The organism is Bradyrhizobium diazoefficiens, from assembly GCF_016612535.1.
Lineage (GTDB): Bacteria > Pseudomonadota > Alphaproteobacteria > Rhizobiales > Xanthobacteraceae > Bradyrhizobium > Bradyrhizobium diazoefficiens_C.
In genome coordinates this window covers 1,745,705-1,772,237 of the sequence record NZ_JAENXS010000002.1, presented here as the reverse complement: position 1 = coordinate 1,772,237, position 26,533 = coordinate 1,745,705, and the positions used below count along the sequence as shown (strand labels likewise).

Annotated in this window: 22 protein-coding genes; 13 read left to right on the top strand and 9 right to left on the bottom strand. The window is 64.1% G+C overall.

The features are described from left to right. Positions 1-90 precede the first annotated feature (90 nt). The 3 genes from JJE66_RS25245 to JJE66_RS25235 are packed head-to-tail and all read left to right on the top strand — an operon-like array spanning position 91 to position 2,242. A complete protein-coding gene (locus tag JJE66_RS25245) occupies positions 91-879 on the top strand; it encodes an enoyl-CoA hydratase/isomerase (protein ID WP_200517172.1) in 789 nt (262 codons plus the stop codon). Beyond that, positions 876-1,862 carry a phosphotransferase family protein gene (locus JJE66_RS25240; RefSeq protein ID WP_200517171.1) on the top strand — a complete coding sequence of 329 codons (987 nt, stop codon included), beginning with the start codon at positions 876-878 and terminating at the stop codon, positions 1,860-1,862. The genes JJE66_RS25245 and JJE66_RS25240 overlap by 4 nt, the downstream gene beginning before the upstream one ends. 2 nt (positions 1,863-1,864) lie before the next feature. Beyond that, positions 1,865-2,242, top strand: a complete 378-nt coding sequence (locus JJE66_RS25235) for a DUF6285 domain-containing protein (protein ID WP_200517170.1) — start codon at positions 1,865-1,867, stop codon at positions 2,240-2,242. A 188-nt stretch (positions 2,243-2,430) separates the two neighbouring features. On the opposite strand, the gene JJE66_RS25230 is transcribed toward JJE66_RS25235, so the two are convergent. Continuing rightward, positions 2,431-3,210: an enoyl-CoA hydratase-related protein gene (locus JJE66_RS25230; protein ID WP_200517169.1), complete on the bottom strand. Its 780-nt coding sequence runs from the start codon at positions 3,208-3,210 to the stop codon at positions 2,431-2,433. A 222-nt stretch (positions 3,211-3,432) separates the two neighbouring features. Here JJE66_RS25230 and JJE66_RS25225 point away from each other — a divergent pair, with 222 nt between their 5' ends. After that, positions 3,433-4,707, top strand: a complete 1,275-nt coding sequence (locus JJE66_RS25225; protein WP_200517168.1) for an acyl-CoA dehydrogenase family protein — start codon at positions 3,433-3,435, stop codon at positions 4,705-4,707. A 162-nt stretch (positions 4,708-4,869) separates the two neighbouring features. Here JJE66_RS25225 and JJE66_RS25220 read toward each other — a convergent pair whose 3' ends face one another. Both JJE66_RS25220 and JJE66_RS25215 read right to left on the bottom strand, forming a co-directional pair. Next, the gene (locus tag JJE66_RS25220; protein WP_200517167.1) at positions 4,870-6,447 is read right to left on the bottom strand and encodes a fatty acid--CoA ligase; all 1,578 of its coding nucleotides are present in this window, start codon (positions 6,445-6,447) and stop codon (positions 4,870-4,872) included. 248 nt (positions 6,448-6,695) lie between these two features. Beyond that, positions 6,696-7,568, bottom strand: coding sequence for an SDR family oxidoreductase (locus tag JJE66_RS25215; RefSeq protein ID WP_200517166.1), 873 nt, complete (start codon positions 7,566-7,568; stop codon positions 6,696-6,698). Between the two features lie 105 nt (positions 7,569-7,673). Between JJE66_RS25215 and JJE66_RS25210 the strand changes: the two genes are divergently transcribed. Both JJE66_RS25210 and JJE66_RS25205 read left to right on the top strand, forming a co-directional pair. After that, a complete protein-coding gene (locus JJE66_RS25210; protein WP_200517165.1) occupies positions 7,674-8,483 on the top strand; it encodes a crotonase/enoyl-CoA hydratase family protein in 810 nt (269 codons plus the stop codon). Between the two features lie 165 nt (positions 8,484-8,648). Further along, entirely contained in the window at positions 8,649-10,193 is a 1,545-nt protein-coding gene (locus JJE66_RS25205; protein WP_200517164.1) for an acyl-CoA synthetase, read from the top strand. Here JJE66_RS25205 and glgX read toward each other — a convergent pair. After that, positions 10,141-12,429 (bottom strand): glycogen debranching protein GlgX, encoded by a 2,289-nt coding sequence (gene glgX / locus JJE66_RS25200; RefSeq protein WP_246756525.1) that lies wholly within the window; start codon positions 12,427-12,429, stop codon positions 10,141-10,143. The genes JJE66_RS25205 and glgX overlap by 53 nt on opposite strands. A 210-nt stretch (positions 12,430-12,639) precedes the next feature. Here glgX and JJE66_RS25195 point away from each other — a divergent pair, with 210 nt between their 5' ends. From JJE66_RS25195 to ppc, 3 genes are all read left to right on the top strand, one after another. Further along, positions 12,640-13,044 (top strand): YccF domain-containing protein, encoded by a 405-nt coding sequence (locus JJE66_RS25195; RefSeq protein ID WP_200517163.1) that lies wholly within the window; start codon positions 12,640-12,642, stop codon positions 13,042-13,044. Between the two features lie 158 nt (positions 13,045-13,202). After that, the gene (locus JJE66_RS25190; protein WP_200517162.1) at positions 13,203-14,189 is read left to right on the top strand and encodes an ABC transporter substrate-binding protein; all 987 of its coding nucleotides are present in this window, start codon (positions 13,203-13,205) and stop codon (positions 14,187-14,189) included. A 361-nt stretch (positions 14,190-14,550) separates the two neighbouring features. Then, the gene (gene ppc / locus JJE66_RS25185; protein WP_200517161.1) at positions 14,551-17,340 is read left to right on the top strand and encodes a phosphoenolpyruvate carboxylase; all 2,790 of its coding nucleotides are present in this window, start codon (positions 14,551-14,553) and stop codon (positions 17,338-17,340) included. Positions 17,341-17,512: 172 nt separating this feature from the next. On the opposite strand, the gene JJE66_RS25180 is transcribed toward ppc, so the two are convergent. From JJE66_RS25180 to JJE66_RS25170, 3 genes are all read right to left on the bottom strand, one after another. Further along, complete coding sequence (locus JJE66_RS25180; protein ID WP_200517160.1) at positions 17,513-18,427, bottom strand: SDR family oxidoreductase; 915 nt, start codon at positions 18,425-18,427, stop codon at positions 17,513-17,515. A gap of 167 nt (positions 18,428-18,594) precedes the next feature. Then, on the bottom strand, positions 18,595-19,734 hold the full coding sequence (locus JJE66_RS25175; RefSeq protein WP_200517159.1) for a thiolase C-terminal domain-containing protein: 1,140 nt from the start codon (positions 19,732-19,734) through the stop codon (positions 18,595-18,597). A 6-nt stretch (positions 19,735-19,740) separates the two neighbouring features. Beyond that, positions 19,741-20,154, bottom strand: a complete 414-nt coding sequence (locus tag JJE66_RS25170; RefSeq protein WP_200517158.1) for a Zn-ribbon domain-containing OB-fold protein — start codon at positions 20,152-20,154, stop codon at positions 19,741-19,743. Between the two features lie 177 nt (positions 20,155-20,331). On the opposite strand from JJE66_RS25170, the gene JJE66_RS25165 reads away from it, so the two are divergent. The 4 genes from JJE66_RS25165 to alkB all read left to right on the top strand — a co-directional run bounded on the left by JJE66_RS25165 (position 20,332) and on the right by alkB (position 23,936). Beyond that, complete coding sequence (locus JJE66_RS25165) at positions 20,332-21,693, top strand: amidase (protein ID WP_200517157.1); 1,362 nt, start codon at positions 20,332-20,334, stop codon at positions 21,691-21,693. Beyond that, positions 21,686-22,372 (top strand): DUF2848 domain-containing protein, encoded by a 687-nt coding sequence (locus JJE66_RS25160; RefSeq protein ID WP_200517156.1) that lies wholly within the window; start codon positions 21,686-21,688, stop codon positions 22,370-22,372. Before JJE66_RS25165 ends, JJE66_RS25160 begins: the two co-directional genes overlap by 8 nt. A gap of 154 nt (positions 22,373-22,526) precedes the next feature. Then, a complete protein-coding gene (locus JJE66_RS25155) occupies positions 22,527-23,273 on the top strand; it encodes a 2OG-Fe(II) oxygenase (RefSeq protein WP_200517155.1) in 747 nt (248 codons plus the stop codon). Positions 23,274-23,282: 9 nt separating this feature from the next. Further along, entirely contained in the window at positions 23,283-23,936 is a 654-nt protein-coding gene (gene alkB / locus JJE66_RS25150) for a DNA oxidative demethylase AlkB (protein WP_200517154.1), read from the top strand. A gap of 3 nt (positions 23,937-23,939) precedes the next feature. Here alkB and JJE66_RS25145 read toward each other — a convergent pair whose 3' ends face one another. Together JJE66_RS25145 and JJE66_RS25140 are read right to left on the bottom strand one after the other, a co-directional pair. Beyond that, a complete protein-coding gene (locus JJE66_RS25145; protein ID WP_200517153.1) occupies positions 23,940-25,565 on the bottom strand; it encodes a thiamine pyrophosphate-dependent enzyme in 1,626 nt (541 codons plus the stop codon). A gap of 25 nt (positions 25,566-25,590) precedes the next feature. Then, positions 25,591-26,460: a fumarylacetoacetate hydrolase family protein gene (locus JJE66_RS25140; RefSeq protein WP_200517152.1), complete on the bottom strand. Its 870-nt coding sequence runs from the start codon at positions 26,458-26,460 to the stop codon at positions 25,591-25,593. Positions 26,461-26,533 lie beyond the last annotated feature (73 nt).

The following is a 26,533-nucleotide window of genomic DNA, read 5'->3' as shown; positions in this document are numbered from 1 at the left end:
GACAAGACCGCGCCAAAAATCAAATATGCGCCCCGGCAAAAGTAATTCCGGTCTGCGAAACTGACGCAGGTCGCAACGGACGAGGAAACGATGCAGTTCAAACACGTCACGCTCGAATTCGATGGTTCTGTCGCGATCCTCCGGCTCGACCATCAGGAGGTGATGAACGCGGTGTCCCTGGACATGCTGGGCGGGCTCTCCGATGCGCTCGACGCGATCGAGGAGAAGAAGGACGAGGTGCGCTGCGTCGTGCTGACCGGTGCGGGGCGGGCGTTCTGTACCGGTGCGAATCTGCAGGGCCGCAACGATCAGTCGAAGAAGACCAAGGCTGGCTTGACGCTCGAGACCGGATTTCACCCGTTCCTGCGCCGCATCCGCAATCTGCATTGCCCGATCGTGACTGCGGTCAACGGCCCGGCCGCGGGCGCCGGCATGAGTTTCGCGCTGCTCGGCGACATGGTTTTATGCGCGCGCTCATCTTACTTTCTTCAAGCGTTCCGCCGCATCGGCCTCGTGCCGGATTGCGGCTCGACCTGGCTGCTGCCGCGCCTGATCGGCAAGGCGCGCTCGGTCGAATTGTCGCTGATGGGCGAGCGCCTGCCGGCAGAGAAGGCGCTGGAATGGGGCCTCGTCAATCGCGTCTACGATGACGGCGTGCTGATGGAGGAGGCGATGAAGCTCGCGCGCGATCTCGCGAGCGGTCCGACGATTGCGCTGTCGCTGATCCGCAAGCTCTATTGGGACAGCCCCGAAAATTCCTTCGAGGACCAGCTCAATCTCGAATTCCAGTGCCAGCTGCGTGCCGGCGATACGCAGGATTTCCGTGAGGGTGTCGGCGCCTTCCTGGAGAAGCGCCCCGCGCAGTTCAAAGGCAAATGATCGAGGCCGAACTCTCCCGCAGCGTTGCGCGCTGGTGCAAGGGGGCGACTGGCGTCACCGGCGCGGCCAAGCTGTCGGGCGGTGCCAGCCAGGAGACCTGGCGCTTCGACATCTTGCATCCCGACGGGCCGATCGGAGCGATCCTGCGCCGCTCGCCGAAAGGCTATGGCGCTGCTCCCACGCGTGCAGCGGGACTTGCAGCAGAAGCGCAGCTGATGCAGCTCGCCTATGAGGCTGGCGTGCCGTCGCCGCGTGTGATGCACGTGTTGACGCCGGACGAGGATCTCGGCACCGGCTTCATCATGCAGCGAGTCGAGGGCGAGACCATCGCCCGCAAGATTCTGCGCGATGACGAGTTCGCAGCGGCGCGGCCGCGTCTCGCGCGCCAGATCGGAGGCGTCCTTGCGGGGCTACACAGGCTGCCGCAGGATAAATTGCCCGAGCTGCGCAGCCGATCGGCGACGCAGGAAATCTCTGAATTCGAGCGCGACTATCGCAGCCTCAACTGGCCAAAGCCGGTGTTCGAGTTGGCGCTGCGCTGGCTGCGCGACCACGATCCCGGCCCCTCGACTGAAGTGACGCTGGTGCACGGCGATTTCCGCAACGGCAATCTCATCATCGGCGCCGATGGCGTCCGTGCGGTGCTGGACTGGGAGCTCGCTCATCTCGGCGATCCCATGGAGGATCTTGGCTGGGTTTGCGTTAACTCCTGGCGCTTTGGCGAGATCGACAAGCCCGTCGGCGGTTTTGGCTCGCGCGACGAGTTGTTCGCTGGCTACGAGGCCGCTGGCCGCAGGGTCGACCCATCGCGCGTCAAATTCTGGGAAGTGATGGGCACGCTGCGCTGGGGCATCATGTGCGGCGGCATGATGCAGCGGTTCCGCGAGGGGCCGGACCATTCCATGGAACGTGCGATGATCGGCCGCCGGGCATCCGAGACTGAGATCGATCTGCTGCGGCTGCTCGCGCCGCGGGGAGGTTAGGCATGCAGGACGAACCAACACCGATCGAGCTGACCAGAGTGGTCGCCGAGTTTCTCCGCAACGACATCGCGCCGCTGATCAGCGGCCATCAGGCCTTCAAGTTGCGCGTCGCCGTCAACATTTTGGACCTCGTCACGCGGCAATTGACGCAGGAGGAGGGAAGCGACGCGAAGGAGGTGGAGCGGTTGCGTGCGCTGCTTGGCGTGGATGGTTCGGTGGTTGATCTCAACCGCGTGCTCGCCGAGCGCATTGCCACGGGTGAGGTCGACCTCGCAACCCCCGGGCTCGCCGATCATCTTTGGGCAACCACGATGGACAAGCTCGCAGTCGATCAGCCGAACTACGCGTCGTACAAGCGGGAGCTGTCCCGCGGCGGGTGAACGGCGGTCTTTCCTCATAGTCGTCCCGGCGAAGGCCGGGATCCATACCGCGTGATTTATCGATGACGCGAAGTCGTTGTTCCGAACACAACGAGCCTTCGCCAAACGCCACCCTGTGGTTATGGGTCCCGGCCTTCGCCGGGACGACTCGGGAGAGTCTTGTTGCGGACGTCTTCCAGAGAGGCGTCCTACTTCCCCACCCATTTCGGCGGTCGCTTCTCCGAGAACGCCTTCGGGCCTTCGATGTAATCCTGCGACGCCACCATCGCCTTTACCGCCGGGTATTCCCGCTGTTCCTCGATCGCCTGCTCCAGCGACACGCCGAGCCCCTTCTGGATGGTCTGCTTCGATGCCCGGATCGACATCGGCGAGTTCTTGGTGATCATCTCGGCCCAGCGTAGCGCGCCCGCAAGCGCTTCGCCCTGCGGCACCACTTCGTTGACGAAGCCGAGCTCATGGCCCTCCTTGGCGCTGACATGGCGCGCGGTGAGGATCATGCCCATGGCGCGCTTGAGCCCGATCTGCCGTGGCAGGCGGTGAAGACCGCCGGCGAGCGCAGCGAGCCCAACGCGCGGCTCGGGCAGGGCGAAGGTCGCGTTCTCCGAGGCGATGATCAGGTCGCAGGCGAGCGCGATCTCGAAGCCGCCGCCCATCGCGACGCCGTTGACCGCGGCGATGATCGGCTTGTCGCAGTCGAATCGCGCAGTGAGGCCGGCGAAGCCGCCCTTGTCCCAACCACGTTTGCCGCCCGCCGCCTGCCACTTCAAATCGTTGCCGGCGCAGAACGCCTTGTCGCCGGCGCCAGTGACGATCGCGACCCACTGCTCGGCATCGGCGGAGAAATCGTCGAACACCTTTTGGAGCTCGAAATGCGCATCGGTGTGCAGCGCGTTGTAGACCTCGGGCCGCGACAGCGTGACGATCGTGATCGGCCCCTTGCGTTCCACCTTGGAAAATTTCAGCTCCATCGCGCGCTCCCGCATTTTCTCGTGAAGGAATATTGGCGTCATACTACCGCGCGCCTGCGCGAGAGCACCATCGAATTGCGCGGGCGCGCCTTGCGCCCCTCACACGCCTCGCCTTGCTTGACGTCTGCTTGACTTGCGCGCGCTCTTCTCACCTTAGTCGTGCGAAGCAAAAGCGCGCCTAGCGCCTTAACGCAAAACGACAAAATCATCCGGGAGAGAACCGTGGATTTCTCACTGCCTGCCGACCTCGTCGCCTATCTCGGAGAGCTCGACCGTTTCATTGAACGCGAGATCAAGCCGCTGGAACAAGTCGACGACAACATCCGCTTCTTCGATCATCGCCGCGAATGGGCCCGCACCGATTTCGAGAACGGCGGCCTGCCCCGGCACGAATGGGAAGTGCTGCTGCGCAAGGCAAAGGATCTTGCCGACGCCGCCGGCCATTTGCGCTTTCCGGTGCCGAAGCAATATGGCGGCAAGGACGGCTCCAATCTCTGGATGGCCGCCATCCGCGAGCATTTTGCCGCAAAGGGGCTCGGCCTGCACAACGACCTTCAGAACGAGCATTCCGTCGTCGGCAATTTCCCCGTCGTCACCATGCTCGATCGCTACGGCCGCGACGACCAGAAGGCGATGATCGACGGATCGATCAGGGGCAAGTATCGCATCACCTTTGGATTGACCGAACCAAATCACGGCTCGGACGCCACCCACATGGAGACGCGCGCGGTGCCGGCGACCCGCGACAACATCAAGGGCTGGATCATCAACGGCGAGAAGATGTGGACCACCGGCATGCACGTCGCCACGCATTGCGCGCTGTTCGCGCGCACGAGTGGCAATGACGGCGATGCCCGCGGCATCACCTGCTTCCTGGTGCCGGCCAAGAGCCATGGCGTCAAGGTCGAGGAGTACATGTGGACTTTCAACATGCCGACCGATCATCCGCGCGTCAGTTTTACCGACGTGTTCGTGCCTGATGATGCGCAGTTCGGCGAGGTCGGCCGCGGCCTGTCGCTGGCGCAGTGTTTTGTGCACCAAAACCGCATCCGTCAGGCGGCGAGCTCGCTCGGCGCTGCCGTCTACTGCATCGACGAAAGCGTGAAATACGCGCGTGAGCGCAAACCGTTTGGCAGGGCGCTCGCTGAGAACCAGGCGATCCAGTTTCCGCTGGTGGAGCTCGCCACGCAGGCTGAGATGCTGCGCCTTCTGATCCGCAAGACCGCCTGGGAGATGGACAAGCTGACCGAGGAGCAAATCGAGCGCACGCTCTCGGACCGCGTCTCGATGTGCAACTACTGGGCAAACCGCCTCTGTTGCGAATCCGCCGATCGCGCCATGCAGGTCCACGGCGGCATGGGCTACTCACGCCACAAGCCGTTCGAGCACATTTATCGGCATCACAGGCGGTATCGGATCACGGAGGGCAGCGAGGAGATTCAGATTCGCAAGGTGGCGGGGTTTTTGTTCGGCTATATGGGGCCGGGGAAGCATTGACCTTTTCGCGGCGCCCTCTCTCCGTCGTCCCGGCGAAGGCCGGGACCCATAACCACGAAACGCAATTTGGCGAAGACTGGTCATTGCTAATCTTCGCCAAACGAGGCTCGGTGGCTATAGGTCCCGGCCTTCGCCGGGATGACGATGTGGATGGTGCGGAGGCTAATTCACCCGCCGATCCTTTCCCGCCCAATACGGTTCCCGCAACTCCCTTCGCAAGATCTTGCCTGACGGATTGCGCGGCAGCGCCGGCAAGAACTCCACGCTCTTCGGCGTCTTGAAGCCGGCGATGCGCTCGCGGGTGAAGTTGATGATGTCGGTGGCGGTCGCCTGCTTGCCCGGTTTCATCACCACCACGGCCTTCACGGCCTCGCCCCATTTGTCGTCGGGGATGCCGATCACGGCAGCTTCCGCGACGTCAGGATGATCGCACAGCGCGCTCTCGACCTCGGCCGGGTAGATGTTCTCGCCACCGGAGATGATCATGTCCTTGATGCGGTCGTGGATGTAGAGATAGCCGTCCTCGTCCATGTAACCGGCGTCTCCCGTGCGCAGCCAGCCGTCGCCGCGCAGCGTCGAGGCGGTTGCTTCCGGCAGATTCCAGTAGCCCGCCATGTTGGAGCCCGAGCGCGTCGCGATCTCGCCGACCTGACGCGGCGGCAGCGGCTTGCCGTCGATGTCGAGAATGGCGATCTCGACGCCCGGCAGCGCCTTGCCGGCGGACCGCATCCGCTCCAGGCCCTCGACGTGATCCTCCGGCGGTAGCGCGACGATGGTGCCAGTCGTTTCGGTCATGCCGTACATCTGCACGAAGCCGCATTTGAAGATTTCGATGCATTCCTTCAGCAAGGCTGCGGGAATGGGAGAGGCGCCGTACAGCATGTATTTCAATCGTGAAAAGTCGACCGTCCTCGCGCGCGGCTGCCGCACCACGAACTGCATCGCCGCCGGCACCATGAACAGCTTTGTGATGCCCGACTGCTCGAAGAAATCCAGCACCTTGGTCGGATCGAACTCGCGCGCGATCACGCCGCGGGCGCCGTGATAGAGGCCCATCACGCCCCAGCCGGAGCCGCCGATATGGAAGATCGGCATCGCCACCAGCGAGATGTCGTCGGTTGACCACCGGTTCCACTCCGGCTTGTCCTCGGCGTTGCCGGTCTGGACCAGGTTAAGGAAGTTCGCATGCGACAGCATCGCGCCCTTCGGCTTGCCGGTCGTGCCTGACGTATAGAGCTGGATCGCGATGTCCCTGGTGTCGATCGCTACCTTGGGATCGTCGCCGCTCTGCGCATCGCGCCACGCGGCAAAATCCTGCCATTCCGGCGCGCCGCCTTCGGTGGTGATGATGGTGCGGACGACCGGGATCTGATCCCTGATCTGGCGGACCTGCGTGATGAACTCCGGCCCGACGAACAGCACCGGCGCCTTGCAGTCGGTGACGATGAAGGCGACCTCGGGTCCCGCCAGCCGCCAGTTCACCGGCGCCATCACCACGCCGGCCTTCATCGCGCCCATCAACAGCTCGAAATAAACGTCGCTGTTCTTGCCGAGATAGGCGATGCGGTCGCCCTTCTTCACACCCATCGCAAGAAGCGCATTCGCGACCTTGTTGGTCTTGGCGTCGAACTCGGCAAAGCTGGTGACGCGGCCCTCGAACTCGTAGGCGGTGGCGTGGCCGCGGCTCGTCGCGCGCTCGCGCACCATGTCGGCGAGATTCGCCAATGGCTGTGTGGACATGTTTCTCCCGTAGCGTCTGTTTTTATGCCGCGGAGTGTGGCGTCATCCGTGGGCAAAGACAATACGGGGGCCACGATGTCGTCCCGGCGAAGGCCGGGACCCATAACAACTGAACGCAATTTGGCGAAAACTGGTCACTACCAGCTCGCGCAACACTTCTCCCTGGGGCTATGGGTCCCGGCCTTCGCCGGGACGACGGTTGAGTGCGAGGCGGCAGCTTCAATCTACTCATGACCACGGCGAGAGCACTACCCCCGCTTCGCCCGGTCCTTCTCGTTCTGCGCCATGATGCTCTCGCGGGCGGTTTTCCAGTCGTCGTCGCTCCAGTCGCGGAGCTGGTAGAAATTACCGCCCATGGCGAGCGCCTGCGCGCCGTCCATGGCGATCGTCTCGCCGGTGATCCAGTCGCAGCCGCCGGAGATCAAAAACACCGCGAGGTTCTGCAGCTCCTCCATGGTGCCGACGCGGCCCATCGGGTTCATCGCCTTGGTGCGCGCGCCGGCCTCGTCGCCGGGCTTGATGCGCTTGCTCATGCCCTCGGTCGGGATCTCGCCCGGTGCGATCGTGTTGAGGCGGATGCCGTATCGGCCCCATTCGGTCGCCAGCGACATCGTCATGGCGTGGATCGCCGACTTGCTCATCGCCGACGGCACCACGTAAGGCGAGCCGTTGCGCACCCAGGTCACGGTGATCGAGACGACGTTGCCGGGCTGCTTCAAGGCGATCCAGCGCTTGCCGACCGCATGCGTCACGTAGAACGTGCCGTGCATTACGATGTTGGCGACCGCATCGAAGCCGCGTGGCGACAGCTCTTCGCTGCGCGAGATGAAATTGCCGGCGGCGTTGTTGATGAGGTCGGTGAGAGGACCATCGCGAAAGATGGTCTCGATCATCTCCTCGACCGCGAGCGCGTTGCGGATGTCGACGCCATGGCTGGTGACGCGGCCGCCAAACTGATCCATCAGCTCGGTCGCGGTTTCGTCGCAGACGATCTTGCGCCGGCCGCAGATGTGCACCTCGGCGCCAAGCTCAAGAAAGCGCGCCGCCATCGACTTGCCGAGCCCGGTGCCGCCGCCGGTCACGAGAATGCGCCGTCCAGCCAGAAGATTTTCCTTGAACATGGCTGTTTCTCCCGCACGGATTGTCAGTTAATTGGTCGATTGACTAAATCCGGCCGCCGTCTTTCTGTAAAGCGGCACCGAACGGGAACAGGGGAGAATTCATCCATGGAAGAGCGCGTCTCGATTTCGATCTCGGAAGGCGTCGCCGACGTGCGGCTGGTGCGCGCGGACAAGATGAATGCCCTCGATCAGGCGATGTTCGAGGCCCTGGTCGCGGCAACCGAGCGGCTTTCGGCGGAAAAAGGCGTGCGCGTCGTCGTGCTGTCCGGCGAGGGTCGCGCTTTCTGCGCCGGTCTCGACATGGGGCGTTTTGCCGCCATGAAGGAGAAGGGCGGCAACGGAATTCCGGGTGGCGAAAATCGCGACCTCACCGCGCGCACGCATGGCCAGGCGAATTTTCCGCAACAGGCGGTGTGGGGCTGGCGCCAGCTTCCGGTGCCGGTGATCGCGGCGATCCAGGGCGTCGCCTTCGGCGGCGGCTTTCAGCTCGCGCTCGGCGCAGACATGCGCTTCCTCACACCGGATGCGCGGATGTCGGTGATGGAGATCAAATGGGGCCTCGTGCCCGACATGGCCGGCACGCCGATCCTGGCTTCACTCGTGCGCGACGACATCTTGCGCGATCTTACCTACACAGGCCGCATTTTCTCGGCGCAGGAGGCGATGACTTACGGTCTCGCCACGCGCATCTGCGACGACCCGCGCGCTAGTGCCCTCGAAGTCGCGCGCGAGATCGCGGGAAAAAGCCCCGATGCGATCCGCGCCGCCAAGCGTCTGCTCAACAATCTCTCGGTCGATCCCGGTCCCGCACTGCTCGCGGAATCGGTCGAGCAGCAGAAGCTGATCGGCAGTGCGAACCAGACCGAAGCGGTGCGCTCCAACCTGGAGAAACGTGCGCCGAGGTTTGTGGACTGACAGTCTCTCCGTCATGGCCGGGCAAAAGCGCGAAGCGCGTCTTCGCGCTAGATGTCCCGGCCATCCACGTTCTTGGCAGCGACGAAACAAGAGCGTGGATCACCGGGACAAGCCCGGTGATGACGATCATTTGGCACCGTCGCTAAACAACAAAGAAAAACAAAAATGAGCGAAACGTCAGAATTCCTCGGCATCGTCTCCGGCGAGCGTCGCCGTTCCCATGCCGAAGTCGCCGCCCGCGCCGATCGCATCGCTTCCGGTCTCGCCAAGCTCGGCGTCAAGCAAGGCGATTGCGTCTGCATGCTGATGCGCAACGACATCGCCTTCCTGGAGGCCGCTTACGCAGCGATGCGGCTCGGCGCCTATGGTGTTCCGATCAATTGGCACTTCAAGCCGGAAGAGATCAACTACATCCTCAACGACACCGGCACCTCCGTGCTGATCGGACATGCCGACATGCTGCACGCCCTGCGCGATGTGATCCCGAAAGGCGTCACCGTGCTCAGCGTGCCGACGCCACCGGAGATCCTGACGAACTACAAGATCGATCCCGATCATCTGAAGACACCGGATTTTGCGATCGATTTCGAATCCTGGCTCGCGCAGTACCAGCCCTATGACGGCCCGGTCGTGCCGCAGCCGATGAACATGATCTATACGTCGGGCACCACCGGCCATCCCAAGGGCGTGCGGCGCAATGCGCCGACGCCGGACCAGCAGGCGGCTGGCGAACGCATGCGTGCGATGATCTATGGGCTCAAGCCCGGCGCCCGCGTGATCCTGCCGGGCCCGCTCTATCATTCCGCGCCGAACTCGTTCGGCATCCGCGCAGGAAAACTCGGCGGCGCGCTGGTGCTGATGCCGCGCTTCGAGGCGGAAGAGTTTCTCGAGCTGATCGAGCGATACAAAATCGACACCATTTTCATGGTGCCGACCATGTTCATCCGCCTGATGAAATTGCCGGAGGAAGTCCGCAAGACATACGACGTCTCTTCGCTGCGCCACATCATCCACGCCGCGGCGCCATGCCCGGCAGACGTCAAGCGCGCGATGATCGAATGGTGGGGCCCGGTGATCTACGAGTTCTACGGTTCGACCGAATCCAGCGCCGTCACCTTCGCGACCTCAGAGGACGCGCTGAAGAAGCCGGGCACGGTCGGCAAGATTTCGCCCGGCGCCGAGCTGCGCTTCATCGGCGACGACGGCCGCGTGCTGGGTGTGGGCGAGATCGGCGAGATCTATTCCCGCATGGCCGGGATGGCCGACTTCACCTACCACAACAAGCCGGAGAAGCGCGCCGAGATCGACCGCGATGGTTTCATCACCTCCGGCGATGTCGGCTACATCGACGAGGACGGCTACGTCTTCATCTGCGACCGCAAGCGCGACATGGTGATATCAGGCGGCGTCAACATCTATCCGGCCGAGATCGAGTCCGTGCTGCATGCCGTCCCCGGCGTGCATGATTGCGCGGTGTTCGGCATCCCCGATGCCGAGTTCGGCGAGGCGCTGATGGCCGTGGTCGAACCTCAAGCCGGCGTCACCCTCGACGCCGCCGATATCCGCACCCGGCTCAAAGCCTCGCTCGCCGACTACAAGGTGCCCAAGCACATCGAGATCCGCTTAGGCCTGCCGCGCGAAGATTCCGGCAAGATCTTCAAGCGCCGCCTGCGCGATCCCTATTGGGAGGAGGCGGGGCGGAAGATATGATGCCTTCGTAGCCCGGATGGAGCGAAGCGCAATCCAGGACGGTGTTCGCGGTGAAACCCCGGATTTCGCTGCGCTCCATCCGGGCTACGGGCAACGAAAGCCATTGGGTCGGCAGGGCTACACCAGCTCCCCCCCCAACAAACAACTGCAACGATCGGCCCGGCACCTTGTAAGGGCTATCGAAGTCAAACCGGGTGTTGGATGTGCCGTCGGCGACGTTGGTGTCGAGCAGCAACGACCAGCATAGACCTGCCGACGTGTGCGGCAATTTGAAGTTGACCGGCCCCTCATAGCTGTTGAGGATGATCAGCACGCTGTCGTCCTCGCCGTGGCGTGGGATCGCGGTCTTGCGCGCGCGGCCGTCGAGCACGACGCCGAAGCACTTCAGCCAATTGCTGTCCCAGTCGCCATTCGTCATCTCGCCGCCATTGGCATTGACCCAGACGACATCGCGGATATCGAGCTGCGCATCATGCGCGCCGGTGAGGAAGCGGCTGCGGCGTAGAATGGGATAGTCGCGCCGGAGCTGGATCACGCGTTTGGTGAAAGCCAGCAGCTTTTGCGCCTCCTCGCCCATGCCCCAGTCGAACCAGGAAATATCGCTGTCCTGGCAATAGGCATTGTTGTTGCCTTGCTGGGTCCGGCCGAACTCGTCGCCGCCGAGCAGCATCGGCGTGCCCTGCGAGAGCAGCAAGGTGGCCAGCATGTTGCGCTTCTGCCGCTCGCGAAGCGCGATGATCTCCTGATCATCCGTCGGACCCTCGACGCCGCAATTCCAGGAGCGGTTACTGGAATTGCCGTCGTGGTTGCCTTCGCCATTGGCTTCGTTGTGCTTGTCGTCGTAGCTCGCCCAGTCGTTGAGCGTGAAACCGTCATGGGCGGTGATGAAATTGACGCTGGCCCATGAGCGCCGCCCGCCCCAGCGATTGAAGATATCGCCCGAGCCGAGCAGCCGCGTCGCCAGCGCGGAGGGCGACGCCTCGCCGCGCCAATAGTCGCGCACCGTGTCGCGATACTTGTCGTTCCATTCCGCCCAGCCCGGCGGGAAGCCGCCGACCTGGTAGCCGCCGGGCCCGCAGTCCCAGGGTTCGGCGATTAGCTTGACGGTCGACAGCAGCGGATCCTGATCCATCGCCTTCAGAAACCCGCTCTGCTCGTCGAAGCCGTAGACCTCGCGGGCGAGAATGGTGCCGAGATCGAAGCGGAAGCCGTCGATATGCATGTGCCCGGCCCAGTAGCGCAGACTATCCATCACCATCTGGATCACACGCGGATGCGACAGGTTGACGGTGTTGCCGGTGCCGGTGTCGTTGATGTAATAGCGCCGCCGGTCCGGCAGCAGGCGATAATAGCTCGCATTGTCGATGCCCTTGAAGGATAGCGTCGGCCCGAGCTCGTTGCCTTCGGCGGTGTGGTTGTAGACCACGTCGAGGATCACCTCGAGCCCGGCGCCGTGCAGCTTCGACACCATCTCCTTGAACTCGCGCAGGCTGTTCGGGACGTCGGATGCATAGCGCGGGTCCGGCGCGAAGAAGCCGATGGTGTTGTAGCCCCAGTAATTGACGAGGCTCTTTTTCAGAAGTCTGTCGTCGTTGACGAACGAGTGGACCGGCAACAGCTCGACCGAGGTGACGCCGAGCGATGTCAGATGGTCGATCAGCTGCGGCGCGGCGAAGCCGGCATAGGTGCCGCGCAGATTTTCCGGCACGTCCGGGGGCTTCTTCGTAAAGCCCTTGACGTGGGTCTCGTAGACGATGGTCTCGTCCCAATGCACGTTCTGCCGCGCGGCCTCGGCCTGCCAGTCGAAATCCGGATCGACCACGACGCATTTCGGCATGAAGGGCGCGCTGTCGCGTTCGTCGAAGGTGGTGTCGTCACCCGTCTCCATCTTGTAGCCGAACACCGCCGGATTCCAGTTCAGGCTCCCGGCGTGGGCGCGCGCATAGGGATCGAGCAGGAGCTTGTTGGGATTGAAGCGATGGCCGGCATCGGGCTGATAGGGGCCATAGACGCGATAGCCGTAGAAGGTGCCGGGCCCGACGCCGGCGATGTAGCCGTGGAAGACCTGGTCGGTATATTCCGGCAGCTCGAAGCGGTGCGTCTCGCGATTCTCCTCGAACAGGCAGACTTCCACCTTGGTGGCGTTGGCGGAAAAGACCGCGAAGTTCGTGCCCTTGCCGCTCCAATGGGCACCCAGCGGATAGGGCAGGCCTTCTTCGATGACGAAATCGGACATGTCTCTCCCCAGGGCCCCGATGGCCGCGACGGCAACGCCATTGCGTCCTGAATGGTTCAGACGCCGTGCCATTCTGGGCGTTGCGTGCGTCAGTTCAATGAAGTGAAAGCCGGACAACGCCAATTGAGGCAATTACACGCGGCGGGAGCCGTCTTCGCAGCGCTGAGTTTCGCACCTATATAGGTGGGGTCATCGACCACGGATAATCCCATGACCCCCGTCTCCATCCTGCTCAACATCCTCTGGATCCTCATCGGCGGCGCCTGGATGGCGTTCGGCTGGCTGGTCGCCGCGGTCATCATGGCCGTCACCATCATCGGCCTGCCCTGGGCGCGGGCGGCGTTCAACATTGCCGTCTATACGCTGATGCCGTTCGGCTCGCGGGCGGTCAGCCGCTACGAGGTTACCGGTGTCGAGGATGTCGGCACCGGGCCGCTCGGGGTGATCGGCAACATCATCTGGTTCGTGCTGGCCGGCTGGTGGCTGGCGCTCGGCCATCTCGTGACGGCGTTGGTGCTTGCCGTGACCATCATCGGCATCCCCTTCGCCTGGGCCCACCTGAAGCTCGCAGGCATCGCGCTCTGGCCGATTGGCAAGGTGATCGTACCGGCGTAAGGCGCCTATCCATCAATGTCGGCCTCCCGGGGGCACGGCGGAAGTTGCCCAGCTTGCGGGGACGTCGCCGGCTGATGACCCGAAACGGACTTCAGCCGCTTGGATCCATGCCGAAAATTGCTTACGCTCGGGGTGGCAGCATCCGAGGCGGGTTGAGGGTGAAGCGACGCGATTTCATTGTGAGTTTGGGCTGGGTCGTTGCGCTGCCGCTCGCTGTCCAGGCGCAGCAGGGGATCCAAGTTCGGCGCATCGCCATGCTGATTTCGGGCGCGCAGGACGACGCCGTGCCGAGACAAAATATTGCAGCGTTCAAGCAAGAACTGCAGAAGTTGCGCTGGGTCGACGGGGAAAACGTGCGGTTCGAAACACGATTCGTTTCTGACGATTCTGCCCGCATACGAACCTACGCTGAGGAACTGGTCGGGCAGGCACCGGACGTGATCGTGACAAGCAGCAATCTCATTACCTCGATCATGGCGCAACAGACCCGCACCGTACCGATTGTGTTCGCCTCGGCGGGCGACCCGGTCCGCACCGGTCTGGTTACGAACATGGCGCATCCCGGCGGCAACATCACCGGATTTACGGCCTCCGAAACGGCGATGAGCGGGAAGTTGCTGGAGCTACTTAAGGAAGCTGCGCCGCGCCTTACTCGTGTATGCATCATATACACGCCCGGCGGCCGTGCGGCGCTCGAAGTCCAGCAGTTCGTCGAAGCAGCCGCTCCATCGCTGGGGATCACCATCTTTGCGATTCCTGGCCGCGACCCTGACGAAATCGAGCGCGGCGTCGGCGATTTTGCGCGGGAGCCAAACGGCGGCCTGTTCGTGACGTTTGGTCCAGCGACCGTCCGGAACCGCAAACAGATTATCGCGCTTGCCGCGCAATATCGTCTACCCGCGATCTACCCTGTTCAGTATTTCGTCGCCGATGGCGGCCTGATGTCCTACGCGGCTTCCCAACTGGACGGGTTTCGTCGTGCCGCCGCATATGTGGACCGCATACTGCGCGGAGAGAAGCCTGGCGATTTGCCGGTTCAGGCACCTGTCAAGTATGAGCTGGTTGTCAACCTGAAGACCGCCACAGCTCTCGGCCTCAGCATTCCGCCAACCTTGCTCGCCCGCGCTGACGAGGTCATCGAATAAGGCAGAGACTTCCGTTCAGGCGAACATTCCCGCGCTAACCATGCTTGTCTTGCGCAGGCAAGGCCGGGATGTCCCGGCATCACCTGTGGTCACCCCGCGTGCGTTTGTCGCGTGCGGACTTCGGGTGCCAGCCGGCGCCCGGCCTTCTCTGCGCCCCTTCTTCTCGATGAGGGCGGAACGGACAGTAAAGCTCGGGCGCCTGCGCCGCGAGATCGCGGACGTGTGTGCGCGCCGGCGGCAAACGCAGTCCCGCCCATGATCGCTGATGTTGCCGCGCCGCCCCCAACTTCATCTTGCGCTGCGGCAAAAAACTTGCACACTCGGTCGGGCCGGGCAGCGAGCTCGAACCAGGGAGCGAGCCATGTCCATCCAGAACGTCGCAGATTCGACCGTCGATCGCGCGACCCGTGCCGATGACGCCCAGGCGCTGGAGGCGGACGCGCGGCTTCGGGACGACATTCGCCTGCTCGGACGCATCCTGGGCGACACGGTGCGCGACCAGGAGGGGGCCGATGTGTTCGACCTGGTCGAGCGCATCCGGCAGACCTCGATTCGGTTCCACCGCGACGAGGACCGGCTCGCCCGCCGCGAGCTCGAACAGATCCTCGACAGCATGTCGACCTCCGAGACCGTGCGGATCGTCCGCGCCTTCAGCTATTTTTCCCATCTCGCCAACATCGCCGAGGACCAGAACAACATCCGCCAGATGCGTTCCCGCAGCGCCGCCAACGGTGCTGGTGTGCTTGCGGAGACGTTGGCCAACGCCAAGGCCGCGGGAATTGGCGCGGATAGGCTGCGCAGCTTCTTCAAGAGCGCGCTTGTCAGCCCGGTGCTGACGGCCCACCCAACTGAAGTCCGCCGCAAGAGCACCATGGACCGCGAGATGGAGGTCGCAGCCCTGCTCGACCGCCGCGAGCGTGTCTCGCTGACGGCGGACGAGATCGCCGCCAGCGACGAGCAGCTTCGCCGCGAGGTGCTGACGCTGTGGCAGACCAATCTGTTGCGACGGACCAAGCTCACCGTGCTCGACGAGGTCGCCAACGGCCTGTCGTTCTACGATTACACCTTCCTCCGTGAGGTGCCGCGGCTGGTCAACACGCTGGAAGACCGGCTGGAGGAGGGTGGCGAGCAGGCGGCGAGCGAGCTCGCCTCGTTCCTGCGGATGGGAAGCTGGATCGGCGGCGACCGCGACGGCAATCCCTTCGTCACCGCTGACGTCATGCGCGGCACGCTGCGGCTCCAGTCCAGCCGTGTCATGCAGTTCTATCTGGAAGAGCTGCATGTGCTCGGCTCGGAGCTGTCGATCGCGGCCCATCTCGCCGACGTCTCGGAAGAGTTGCGCACGCTGGCGGAGCGCTCGCCCGACACATCGCCGCACCGGAGCGGCGAACCCTATCGTCTGGCAGTCTCCGGCATCTATGCCCGTCTGACGGCCACCGCCGAAAAGCTCCAGGTCGAGATCACGCGGCGGCCGGTCGGCAAGGGCGCGCCCTATGAGAACGCCAGGGAGTTGCAGGCCGATCTCGACGTGCTGCACCGCTCGCTGATCTCCAACAACGCCCGCGTCATCGCCCGCGGCCGGCTGCGGCTGTTGCGGCGCGCGGTGGATTGCTTCGGCTTCCATCTGGCGCGGCTCGATATCCGCCAGAACTCGGCGGTGCACGAACGCACCATCGCCGAGCTGATGGACGCCGCGAACCCCGGCATGTCCTACCTTGCGCTTGGCGAGGACGCGCGCATCTCGCTGCTCACCAACGAATTGCGCAGCACGCGCTCGCTGGTGTCGCCATTCGTCAAATACAGTGACGAGACGATGGGCGAGCTCAACGTCTTCCATGCCGCAGCGGAAGCGCATGGAAGGTTCGGCTCGGACGCCATTCCCCAATGCATCATCTCGATGTGCAAGGGCATGTCCGACATGCTCGAGGTCGCGGTGCTGCTGAAGGAAGTTGGCCTGGTCCATCCCTCCGGGCGCAGCGCCATCAACATCGTGCCGCTGTTCGAGACCATCGAGGATCTGCAGGCATCGTCCGGCATCATGGACCGCATGCTGTCGCTGCACGATTACCGCCGCCTCGTCGACAGCCGCGGCAGCGTGCAGGAGGTCATGCTCGGCTATTCCGACTCCAACAAGGACGGCGGCTTCGTCACCTCGGGCTGGGAGCTCTACAAGGCCGAGATCGGCCTCGTCGACGTGTTCGAGCGTCATCACGTCCGCCTGCGCCTGTTCCACGGCCGCGGCGGTTCGGTCGGTCGCGGTGGTGGGCCCAGCTACGACGCCATCGTCGCGCAGCCCGGCGGCGCGGTGAACGGCCAGATCCGCATCACCGAGCAGGGCGAGATCATCTCGTCGAAATATTCCAATGCGGAAGTCGGCCGCAACAATCTCGAAATCCTGGCGGCCGCGACGCTGGATGCGAGCCTGTTGCAGCCGAGCCAGAGCGCGCCTCGCCGCGAATATCTCAACACGATGGACGAGCTGTCGAATCTCGCCTTCAAGGCCTATCGCGGTCTCGTTTACGAGACGGAGGGCTTTGTCGATTACTTCTGGGCCTCGACCGTCATCAACGAGATCGCGACGCTCAACATCGGCAGCCGTCCGGCCTCGCGCAAGAAGACCCGCGCGATCGAGGATTTGCGCGCGATCCCCTGGGTGTTCTCCTGGGCGCAATGCCGGCTGATGCTGCCGGGCTGGTACGGCTTCGGCAGCGCGGTCGAGCAATGGATCGCGGAACATCCCGACAAGGGCATGCCGTTCCTGAAAGAGCTCTACAAGGAATGGCCGTTCTTCCGCATGCTGTTGTCGAACATGGACATGGTGCTCGCCAAAAGCTCGATCGCGATCGCCTCGCGCTATGCCGAGCTGGTGCCGGATCAGGCCTTGCGCGAAAAGATCTTCGGCCGCATCCGCCGCGAATGGCACTCCTGCATCGAGACGCTGCTCGACATCATGGGGCAGGATCGTTTGCTTCAGGGTAACCCGCTGCTCGAACGCTCCGTGCGCCACCGCTTCCCCTATCTTGACCCGCTCAATCACGTGCAGGTCGAGCTCTTGAGGGAGCATCGCGCGCAGAATCCGGACGAGCAGGTGCTGCGCGGGATTCAACTGACGATCAACGGCATTTCAGCGGGCTTGCGGAATACGGGTTAGGGCGGCTGCAGCCACACACTCAGCCGTCATGCCCGGGCTTGTCCCGCCTGCGCGGCCGAAGCCGCTTCGGCGAGGCGAAGGCTCGGGCATCCACGTTCTTCGCACCGCGCGTCAAAACCGTGGATGGCCGGGACAAGCCCGGCCATGACGCGTGGAGAGTGCGGAAACCTCCTTACACCGGATCCCACGGAAAGATGTCGGCCGAGCGGTCGAGCTTGTAGAACGAGCCCTTCAGCGCCGGCATGCCGTGTTCCGCGATCGATTGCGGCGTCCAGCCCTCGCTGCGATGCACCGAGCGCAGCGGACGGTTCTGGCTGAACAGGAACAGCTCGTTCATGCGCGCGCCGAAGATCTGGCCGGAGACATCCTTGGCAGCATCGGAGAGCAGATAGGCGCAGATCGGCGCGATCTTCTCCGGTCCCATCTGCTTGATCTTCTCGACACGCGCCTTCTCGGCTTCGGTCTCGGTCGGGATGGTGCCGATCATGCGGGTCCAGGCGAAGGGCGAGACGCAGTTCGAACGAACGTTGAAGCGGCCCATGTCGAGCGCAATCGATTTCGACAGGCCGATGATGCCGAGCTTGGCGGCAGCGTAATTCGCCTGGCCGTAATTGCCGATCAGGCCCGAGGTCGAGGTGAAGTGCACGAAGGAGCCGCTCTCCTGCTCGCGAAAGATGCGCGCCGCGGCGTGGCTGACGTAGAACGAGCCCATCAGATGCACCTTGATGACGGCCTCGAACGCCTCCACGCTCATCTTGTGGAAAATCATGTCGCGCAAAATGCCGGCGTTGTTGACGACGCCGTCGAGCCGGCCGAAATGATCGGTCGCGGTCTTCACGATCTTGCTTGCAGGGATCGCCTCCGCGACGCTTTCGAAATTGGGTACTGCGGCGCCGCCGCGCTTCTTGATCTCATCGACTACTTCTTCCGCCGGGGAGGCGCTCGAACCGGCGCCGTCGGCGGCAACACCGGGATCGTTGACGACGACCTTGGCGCCTTCCGCCGCGCAGAGCAGCGCGATCTCCCGTCCGATGCCGCGGCCTGCGCCGGTGACGATAATGACTTTGTCCTGCAGTGATTTGCTCATGTGGGTTCTCCTGTTTCTTACCTCGCCCCGCTTGCGGGGAGAGGTCGGATCGCATCGAAGATGCGATCCGGGTGAGGGGGACTCTCCGCGAGTCCGAGTGCGTGGAAGCAGCCCCTCACCCCAACCCTCTCCCCGTAAGAACGGGGAGAGGGAGAGGCGAGCAGCCACTATCTCTCGTTCGTAAACACGATCGTGCCTGAGGCGGCGAACATGCCGCCGACGCCGTGGCACACCGAAATCTTCGCGTTCGGCACCTGTGCCGGGGCAATTCCGCGCATCTGGCGCACGCTCTCCTGGAGCGCGTACATGCCGTACATGCCGGAATGCATGTAGCTCAAACCGCCGCCATTGGTGTTCAGCGGGAGCTTGGCCCCGGGTCGCGTGTTGCCGTCCGCGATGAACTTGCCGGTCTCTTCGTGCGGCATGAAGCCGAGATCGCCGAGGCCATACAGCGGAAGATGCGCAAACGCGTCGTAGATCATGAGATGGTCGACGTCCTTGTGGGCGATGCCGGCTTCCTTGAAGGCCAGAGGACCGGCGGTCTTGAAGGCGCGCGAGGAATTGAACGTCTCCATCTGGCTGACCATCGGCGTCTCCACGCTCTCGCCAGTGCCCATGATGTAGACTGGCTTCCTCGGAAAATCCTTGGTGCGATCCGCCGAGGTCAGAATCAGCGCGCCGCCGCCGTCGGTGACGAGGCAGCATTGCAGCAGCCGAAACGGATAGGCGATCATGCGCGAGTTGAGGACGTCGGCGACCGTGATCGGGTCCTTCATCATCGCGCGCGGGTTCTTCGCCGCCCATTCCCGCTGCACCACGGCGACCGAGGCCAACTGCTCATGCGTGATGCCGTAGGTCTTCATGAAGCGCAGCACGGGAATCGGGAACATGCTGGGCGGCCCGTAGACGCCGAAGGGCGCCTCGAACTGGCCGTTGAGGCTGTCCGGTGCCGTCGAGCGCGGCGCCTTGCCGATCATCGACTTGCCGCTTTCGGCATGCGTGATCAGCACGGTCTTGCAGAGGCCGGCCTCGATCGCGGCAGCCGCATGACGGACATGCAGCATGAAGGAGCAGCCGCCGACTGAGGTGCCGTCGACCCAGGTGGGCTTAATGCCGAGATAGTAGCAGACCTGTTGCGGCGTCTCGACCGCGGTGGCAAAGCCGTCAATGTCGGAGAGTTTCAGTCCGGCGTCCGCGATGGCATTGAGCGCCGCGTCCGCGTGAAGCTGGAGCTGCGACATGTTGGGAATGACGCCAAGCTCGGTGGTCTCGGCCGCGCCGACGACGGCAACCTGGTTCTTGCGCATGACCGCTTACCCTTTCGCCGGACGGAACACGGGGAGGGTGATCTTGTCGTCGAGCACCTGGAACGCGACCTCGAGCTTCATGTCGAGCTCGAGCGCCTCCGGTGTCTGGGGACAGTCGATGATGTTGCTCATCATCCGCGGCCCCTCGGCGAGTTCGACCACCGCAATTGCGTAAGGCGGCGTGAAGCCGGGCGCGGCAGGGCGGTGGTTGATCACGTAACTATAGAGAAAACCCTTGCCGCTCGCCTTGAAGATGCTGACCTTGCGCGAGGCGCAGGACGGGCAGAACGGCCGCGGCGGGAAATAGACATGCGCGCAGGCGTCGCAGCGCTGCAGGCGCAGTTCGCCAGCCTTGGCGCCGTCCCAGAAATGCTGGGTCTCCGGCGTCGGTTTCGGTCGCGCGCGCTGCGGTTCGGCCATGTCGGCAAGCCCTCCCAAAAGACAAGCTTCGTGCCTGCCTGTTTCAGTCTTGATGCGACAATTGACTATGGGGCGTCAACGGTCCAGCAGGCAGCATGCATGCCATCATGCGCACAATGCTTGTGTCGAACAGAGCCGGCGCTATAGATTGCGCGCGCAATATTCCGTGAGACAGACATGCCCGATTTTCCGACACTGGCGAAGCTCGCCGACGACCTCGAGAATGGCCGCACCACCTCCCGCAAGCTGGTCGAGGCGTGCATCGCCAAAATCGCCGATCCGGCCGGCGAGGGCCAGCGCACCTTCATCCATGTCGACAAAGACGCCGCGCTCGCGGCCGCGGATGCGATGGACGGCTTGCGCAAGGTGAAGGCCGCGCCATCGCGCTATGCCGGTATCCCCATCTCGATCAAGGATCTCTTCGACGTCAACGGCCAGGTGACGCGTGCCGGCTCCCGCGCGCTCGACGATTCCCCGCCCGCCGAACAGGATGCCGCAACGGTCGGGCGGCTGCGCAAGGCCGGCTTCGTCGTGATCGGCCGCACCAACATGACCGAGTTCGCCTATTCCGGCATCGGTATCAACCCGCACTATGGCACGCCGAAGGGCGCCTGGAACCGGGCCGAGGGCCAAGGTCAGGGCCACGTGCCCGGCGGCTCGTCCTCGGGCGCCGCGGTCTCCGTGCTCGACGGCATGGCGCATGGCGCGCTCGGCACCGACACTGGCGGCTCCTGCCGGATTCCGGCCGCCTATAACGGCATCGTCGGCTACAAGCCGACGCAGCGCCGCGTGCCGCTCGATGGCGCGGTGCCGCTGTCGTTCTCGCTCGACAGCATCGGGCCCTTGGCGCGATCGGTCAGCTGCTGTGCCATACTCGATGCCGTGCTGGCGAATGAGCCTATCGTCGCGCTGAAGCCGCGGCCCGTGAAGGGCATGCGGCTGGCGGTGCCGACCACGATCGCACTCGATGACCTCGATACGGACGTCTCTGAAACCTTCGAGCGCGCGCTGAAGTCGCTCGCCGATCACGGCGCCATCATCGAACGCATCGAGATGGCGGAATTCCATGACGTCGGACCGATGAACGCCAAGGGCGGCTTTGCCGCCTCCGAAAGCTTCGCATGGCATCGCTATCTCATCACCTCCAAGGGCGACGTCTACGACCCCAGAGTCTCCGTCCGCATCATGCGCGGCGAAGCGCAGAGCGCGGCCGATTACATCGATCTGCTCAATGAGCGCCGCTCGCTGATCGCCCGCGTCAATGCGCGTATCGCGCCCTATGACGCCCTGATGATGCCGACCACCGCCAACACGCCGCCGAAGATCGCTGATCTCGCCGACGACAAGGCGTTCACCAGAGAAAACCTGCGCGCGCTGCGCAATTGCACCCTGATCAACATGATAGACGGCTGCGCCATCTCGCTGCCCGCACATCGGGAGGGCGAAATTCCGGTCGGCCTGATGCTTGCAGGTGCGGGCGGCTCGGACCGTCGTATCTTTGAACTTGCTGCCGGCATGGAGGCCGTAATTCGTGTTTGACCTGACTTTCACCGTCGACGCCCGGGACACCACCACACCGCTGACGCTGGCGATCGACCAGATGGTCATCGCCGGCTGGACCGGCCGCGACCCGATCGCGCGCGACAAGCACATCGCCGAGCTGGAGGCCATGGGCATCGCCCGGCCGGCCTCGACGCCGATCTACTACCGCGCCTCGGCGCGGCGGCTCACCGTGGAAGACAGTATCGAGTGCTGTGGCGGCGATTCCAGTGGCGAAGTCGAGTTCGTGCTGATCGGCTGGCAGGGCCGCATCTTCGTCGGCTGCGGCTCCGATCACACCGACCGCAAGGTCGAGGCCTACAACGTCACGGTGTCCAAGCAGATGTGCGACAAGCCGATCGCCGCGACGCTGTGGGAGCTCGAAGACGTCATCGGCCATTGGGACAGGATGATCCTGCGCTCCTACGCCACCATCAAGGGCGAGCGCGTGCTCTACCAGGAGGGCACGCTGGACGCGATGCTGCCGGTCAACGACCTGATCGCGCGCGGCTTCGAGGGTGGCAAGTTCCCTGACGGCTGCGCCATGTTCGGCGGCACGTTTGCCGCCAAAGGCGGCATCCGCCCGGCGGACCGGTTCGAGTTCGAGCTGGAGGATCCCGTGCTGAAGCGGACGATCAGGCACGGCTATGACGTGGTGATGCTGCCGGTGCTGGGCTAATCTCTCCCCCGTCATTGCGAGGAGCCCTTGCGACGAAGCAATCCAGACTGGTTCCGTGGCGGGATTCTGGATTGCTTCGCTTCGCTCGCAATGACGGGGAGATAGTCGGAAATCGGGTGGCGGAGGGGCGACCTGTCTTGCGAAAATCGTGGCCATGACAGCAACAGCACGAAAATCACACCATACGCCATCCGCCGATCTTGCATCCCAAGTCGCTGCTCTCGACTGGCCCCAAATCACCGCCGAGCTCGACTCCCATGGCTGCGCCGTCCTCAAGGGCCTGCTGACGCCGGACCAGTGCCACGCCATCGCCGCGCTCTATCCCGACGACACGCACTTCCGCAGCCGCATCGTCATGGGCCGCCACGGCTTTGGCCGCGGTGAGTACAAATATTTCTCCTATCCGCTGCCCGATCTGATCGCGAAGCTGCGCCCGGCGCTGTATGCGCACCTTCAGGGCGTCGCCAATCGCTGGAACGAGGCGATGGGGATCGACATCCGCTATCCCTCAGCGCACGCGGCGTTCCTCAAGCGTTGCCACGAAACGGGGCAGTCGCGGCCGACGCCGCTGCTGCTGCAATATGAAGCCGGTGACTTCAATTGCCTGCACCAGGACCTCTATGGCGAGCATGTGTTCCCGCTCCAGGTCGCGATCCTCTTGTCCGAGCCCGGCCGCGATTTCACCGGCGGCGAGTTCGTGCTGACCGAGCAGCGCCCGCGCATGCAATCCCGCGCCGAAGTGGTTCCGCTGGCGCAGGGCGATGCGGTTGCCTTCGCTGTGCATCACCGTCCGGTGCAGGGGACACGCGGCATTTACCGCGTTAACCTGCGCCATGGCGTCAGCCGCATCAGGTCGGGGCAGCGTCATACGGTGGGTGTGATCTTTCATGATGCCAAATGAGCGGAGCAATTGACGGCCGATTTGTTCGACAGCGTTGCCGAGGCCCAACCGTCACGCGAGGAGATCGCCGACGGCGCCGTGCTGCTGCGTGGCTTCGTCAAGCCGATCGAAAACGAGCTGATCGATGCGGTGCGCGCCATCGTGGCCCAGTCGCCGTTTCGGCGAATGATCACACCCGGCGGCCACCAGATGTCGGTGGCGATGACCAATTGCGGCGAGCGTGGCTGGATCACCGATCACACCGGCTATCGATACGACCCGGTCGATCCGCGAACCGAGGCGCCATGGCCCGCGATGCCGCCCGTGTTCAGCGATCTGGCGCGCCGTGCGGCCGAGCAGGGCGGCTTTACCGGCTTTGCGCCCGACGCCTGCCTCGTCAATCGCTACGAGCCCGGCACGCGGCTGTCGCTGCATCAGGACAAGGACGAGCTGGACCATTCGGCGCCGATCGTCTCGGTCTCGCTTGGATTGCCCGCGACGTTCCTGTTCGGCGGCCTGGCGCGCGGCGACAAGCCGCGCCGCTTCCGGCTCGTCCATGGCGACGTCGTGGTCTGGGGCGGGCCGAGCCGGCTCGCCTATCACGGCGTCGCGCCGCTCGCCGATGGCGAGCACGCGCTGCTCGGCCGTAGGCGGATCAATTTGACGTTTCGCAGGACGCGCTGATGCTCACGGCTTCGGCGGATGGATGAACGCCCACGGGCTGACTTCGGAGTCCCGCGTCACCTCGATCGAGATCAGATACGGCCCGCCATGCGCGAGCGCCTTCTCCATCGCCGCCTTGAACTGGTCCGGCGCGGTGACGCGTGCAGTCGCAACGCCAAAGGACTCGGCGAGCTTGACGAAATCCGGGTTGACCAGATCGGACACCACCACGCGGCCGTCAAAGCGTTCGCGCTGGTCGCGGCGGACATTGCCGTAGGCATTGTTGTTGAACACCAGCGTCACCACGCCGATGTTGAACTGCACGGCGGTGGCAAGCTCCTGCACCCCGAACATGAAGCCACCGTCGCCGGTGATCGCGACCACTGGTTTGTCCGGGTTCGCGACCTTGGCGCCGAGCGCGGTCGGGAAGCCCGAGCCGAGCGTGCCCTGATAGCCCGACGTGATAAAGGTGCGCGGTTGGTAGATCGGAAAGCCGTACCAGGAGGCGAAGCCGAACTGCGACAATTCATCGGTGACGATCGCATTCGCCGGCAGCACCTCCCGCAAAATGTTCAGATACGCCATCTGCGGTTGGATGCGTTGGATTTCCTGCTGTGCGGTCGCAGTCGCCTCGCGGATCGCGGTTCGGCGGCCGGCGGTCTTGCTGTAGCCGGCCTTGCTGACGGCGGCAGTGAGATCGGCAGTCGCGGCCCTGGCGTCGGCGACGATCGCCGTGTCGGAGATGAAGCGCCGCATCTCGACGGGATCGATGTCGATGCGGATGCTCTTCAGGCCATCGGGACGGAACGGCCAGCGTGACATGGTCGGCAACTCCAGCCGCGAACCGATGCCGATCATCAGGTCGGTCTTCGGCCACAGCTTATAGGCCGCCGCCATCGTGAGGCCGAGTTCATGCGCGTTGGAGACGATGCCGCGGCCGCTGCGGAAAGCGACGACGGGCGCATCGATCATCTCGGCGAGTTCGAGGATTTCGTCGCGTGCCTCGATCGCGCCGCTGCCGACGAAGATCATCGGCGTCTTGCTGCTCTTGATCAGCGCGGCCGCCTGCTTGATCATATCGGGATCGGGCCGCGGTGCGGGCAGCGGCTCCAGCACCTGCGCGGCCGCGGTATCCGCGTGCTGCGTAAAAATGTCCCAGGGCATTTCGACCGAGGCGGGGCCACGCCGTCCGGATGTCATCTCCTGGAAGGCGCGGGCGACGGTGGTCGGCGCGTTGCCGGGCGTCTCTATCCGGTCGGCCCACTTCACGTAGGTGCGCAAGGTTGCGAGTTGATCCGGCATCTCGTGCAGATGGCCGCGGCCCTTGCCGAGAAACTGCGTCGGCACCTGCCCGGTGACGCACAGCACTGGCTCGTTGCAGCCGTAGGCGGTGAGCAGCGCCGCGCTGGCGTTGAGCACGCCGGGGCCGGGCACCACGCTGAACACGCCGGGCCTGCCGCTGGAGCGGGCGTAGCCGAACGCCATATAGCCGCAGGCCTGCTCGTGGCGCGCGCCGATCACCTTGAGCTGGGCCTGGTGGAAGGCGTCGAACAGGCCATAAACTTGCGCGCCGGGTAGGCCGAACACGGTGTCGACGCCATGGGCGACAAGCCCGCTTACGATTGCTTCGCCGCCGGTGAGGGTGGTCATTGCATCATTCCATTCGTGCTGTCGGTCAGGCTTCGTCGACGACGCCGTTGTGCAAAGTGCCGATGCCCTCGGCCGCGACTTCGACAACGTCGCCCGGCTTCAGATAGCGCGGCGGATCGAACCGCGCACCTGCGCCGGTCGGCGTGCCCGTCACGATGATGTCACCGGGGACGAGGGTCGCGAAGGTCGAGATGTAGCTGATGAGAGTGCGGAACGGGAACATCAGCCGGCTGGTACGGTCGTCCTGCCGCAGCTCGCCGTTGACATGCGTGGTCAGGCGAATGTCGGCGAGCTGCGCTTCCCTCATGTAGGGCACGAGCCATGGCCCGAGGCTGCCGCTGGAATCAAAGTTCTTGCCCTGGGTAACGTTGAATTTTGCGTGGCGCAGCCAGTCGCGCACCGAGCCCTCGTTGCAGAGGGTCAGGGCCGCGATGTGGTCGAGCGCGGCGCTCTCCGCAATGTGCCGGCCGGGCTTGCCGATCACCAGCACGATCTCGCCCTCATAGTCGAGCTGCGCGGAGGCGCGCGGGCGCACCAGCGGCGTGTCGTGGCCGACGAACGAACGCGGCGAGCGCATGAACATGCTCGGATATTTCGGCGCGTCCTGGCCATCCCTGTACTCGGCATTGCGATCGGGATAGTTGACGCCGATGCAGATGATCTTTTCCGGTGCGGGCACCGGCGGCAGCCAAATGATGTCGCCGGGCGCGTGATCCGGCGTGCGGCTGGCGGCCTCTTCGGCAAGGCTCGCGAGCTTTCCGGCGGCGATCACCTCCCGCAACGTCGGATAGTCCTTCGCATAGCGCGGGGAGAGATCGACGATGCCGCCCTCCAGTACGGCGCCGTAGCGGGTTTCACCCTTGACGGAATAGGTGGCGAGGCGAGGGAGTTTCATGGGCAACTCATCATTCCCTGTCGTCCCGGCGAAGGCCGGGACCCATACCGCGGATTCCATCGATTGTATTCGG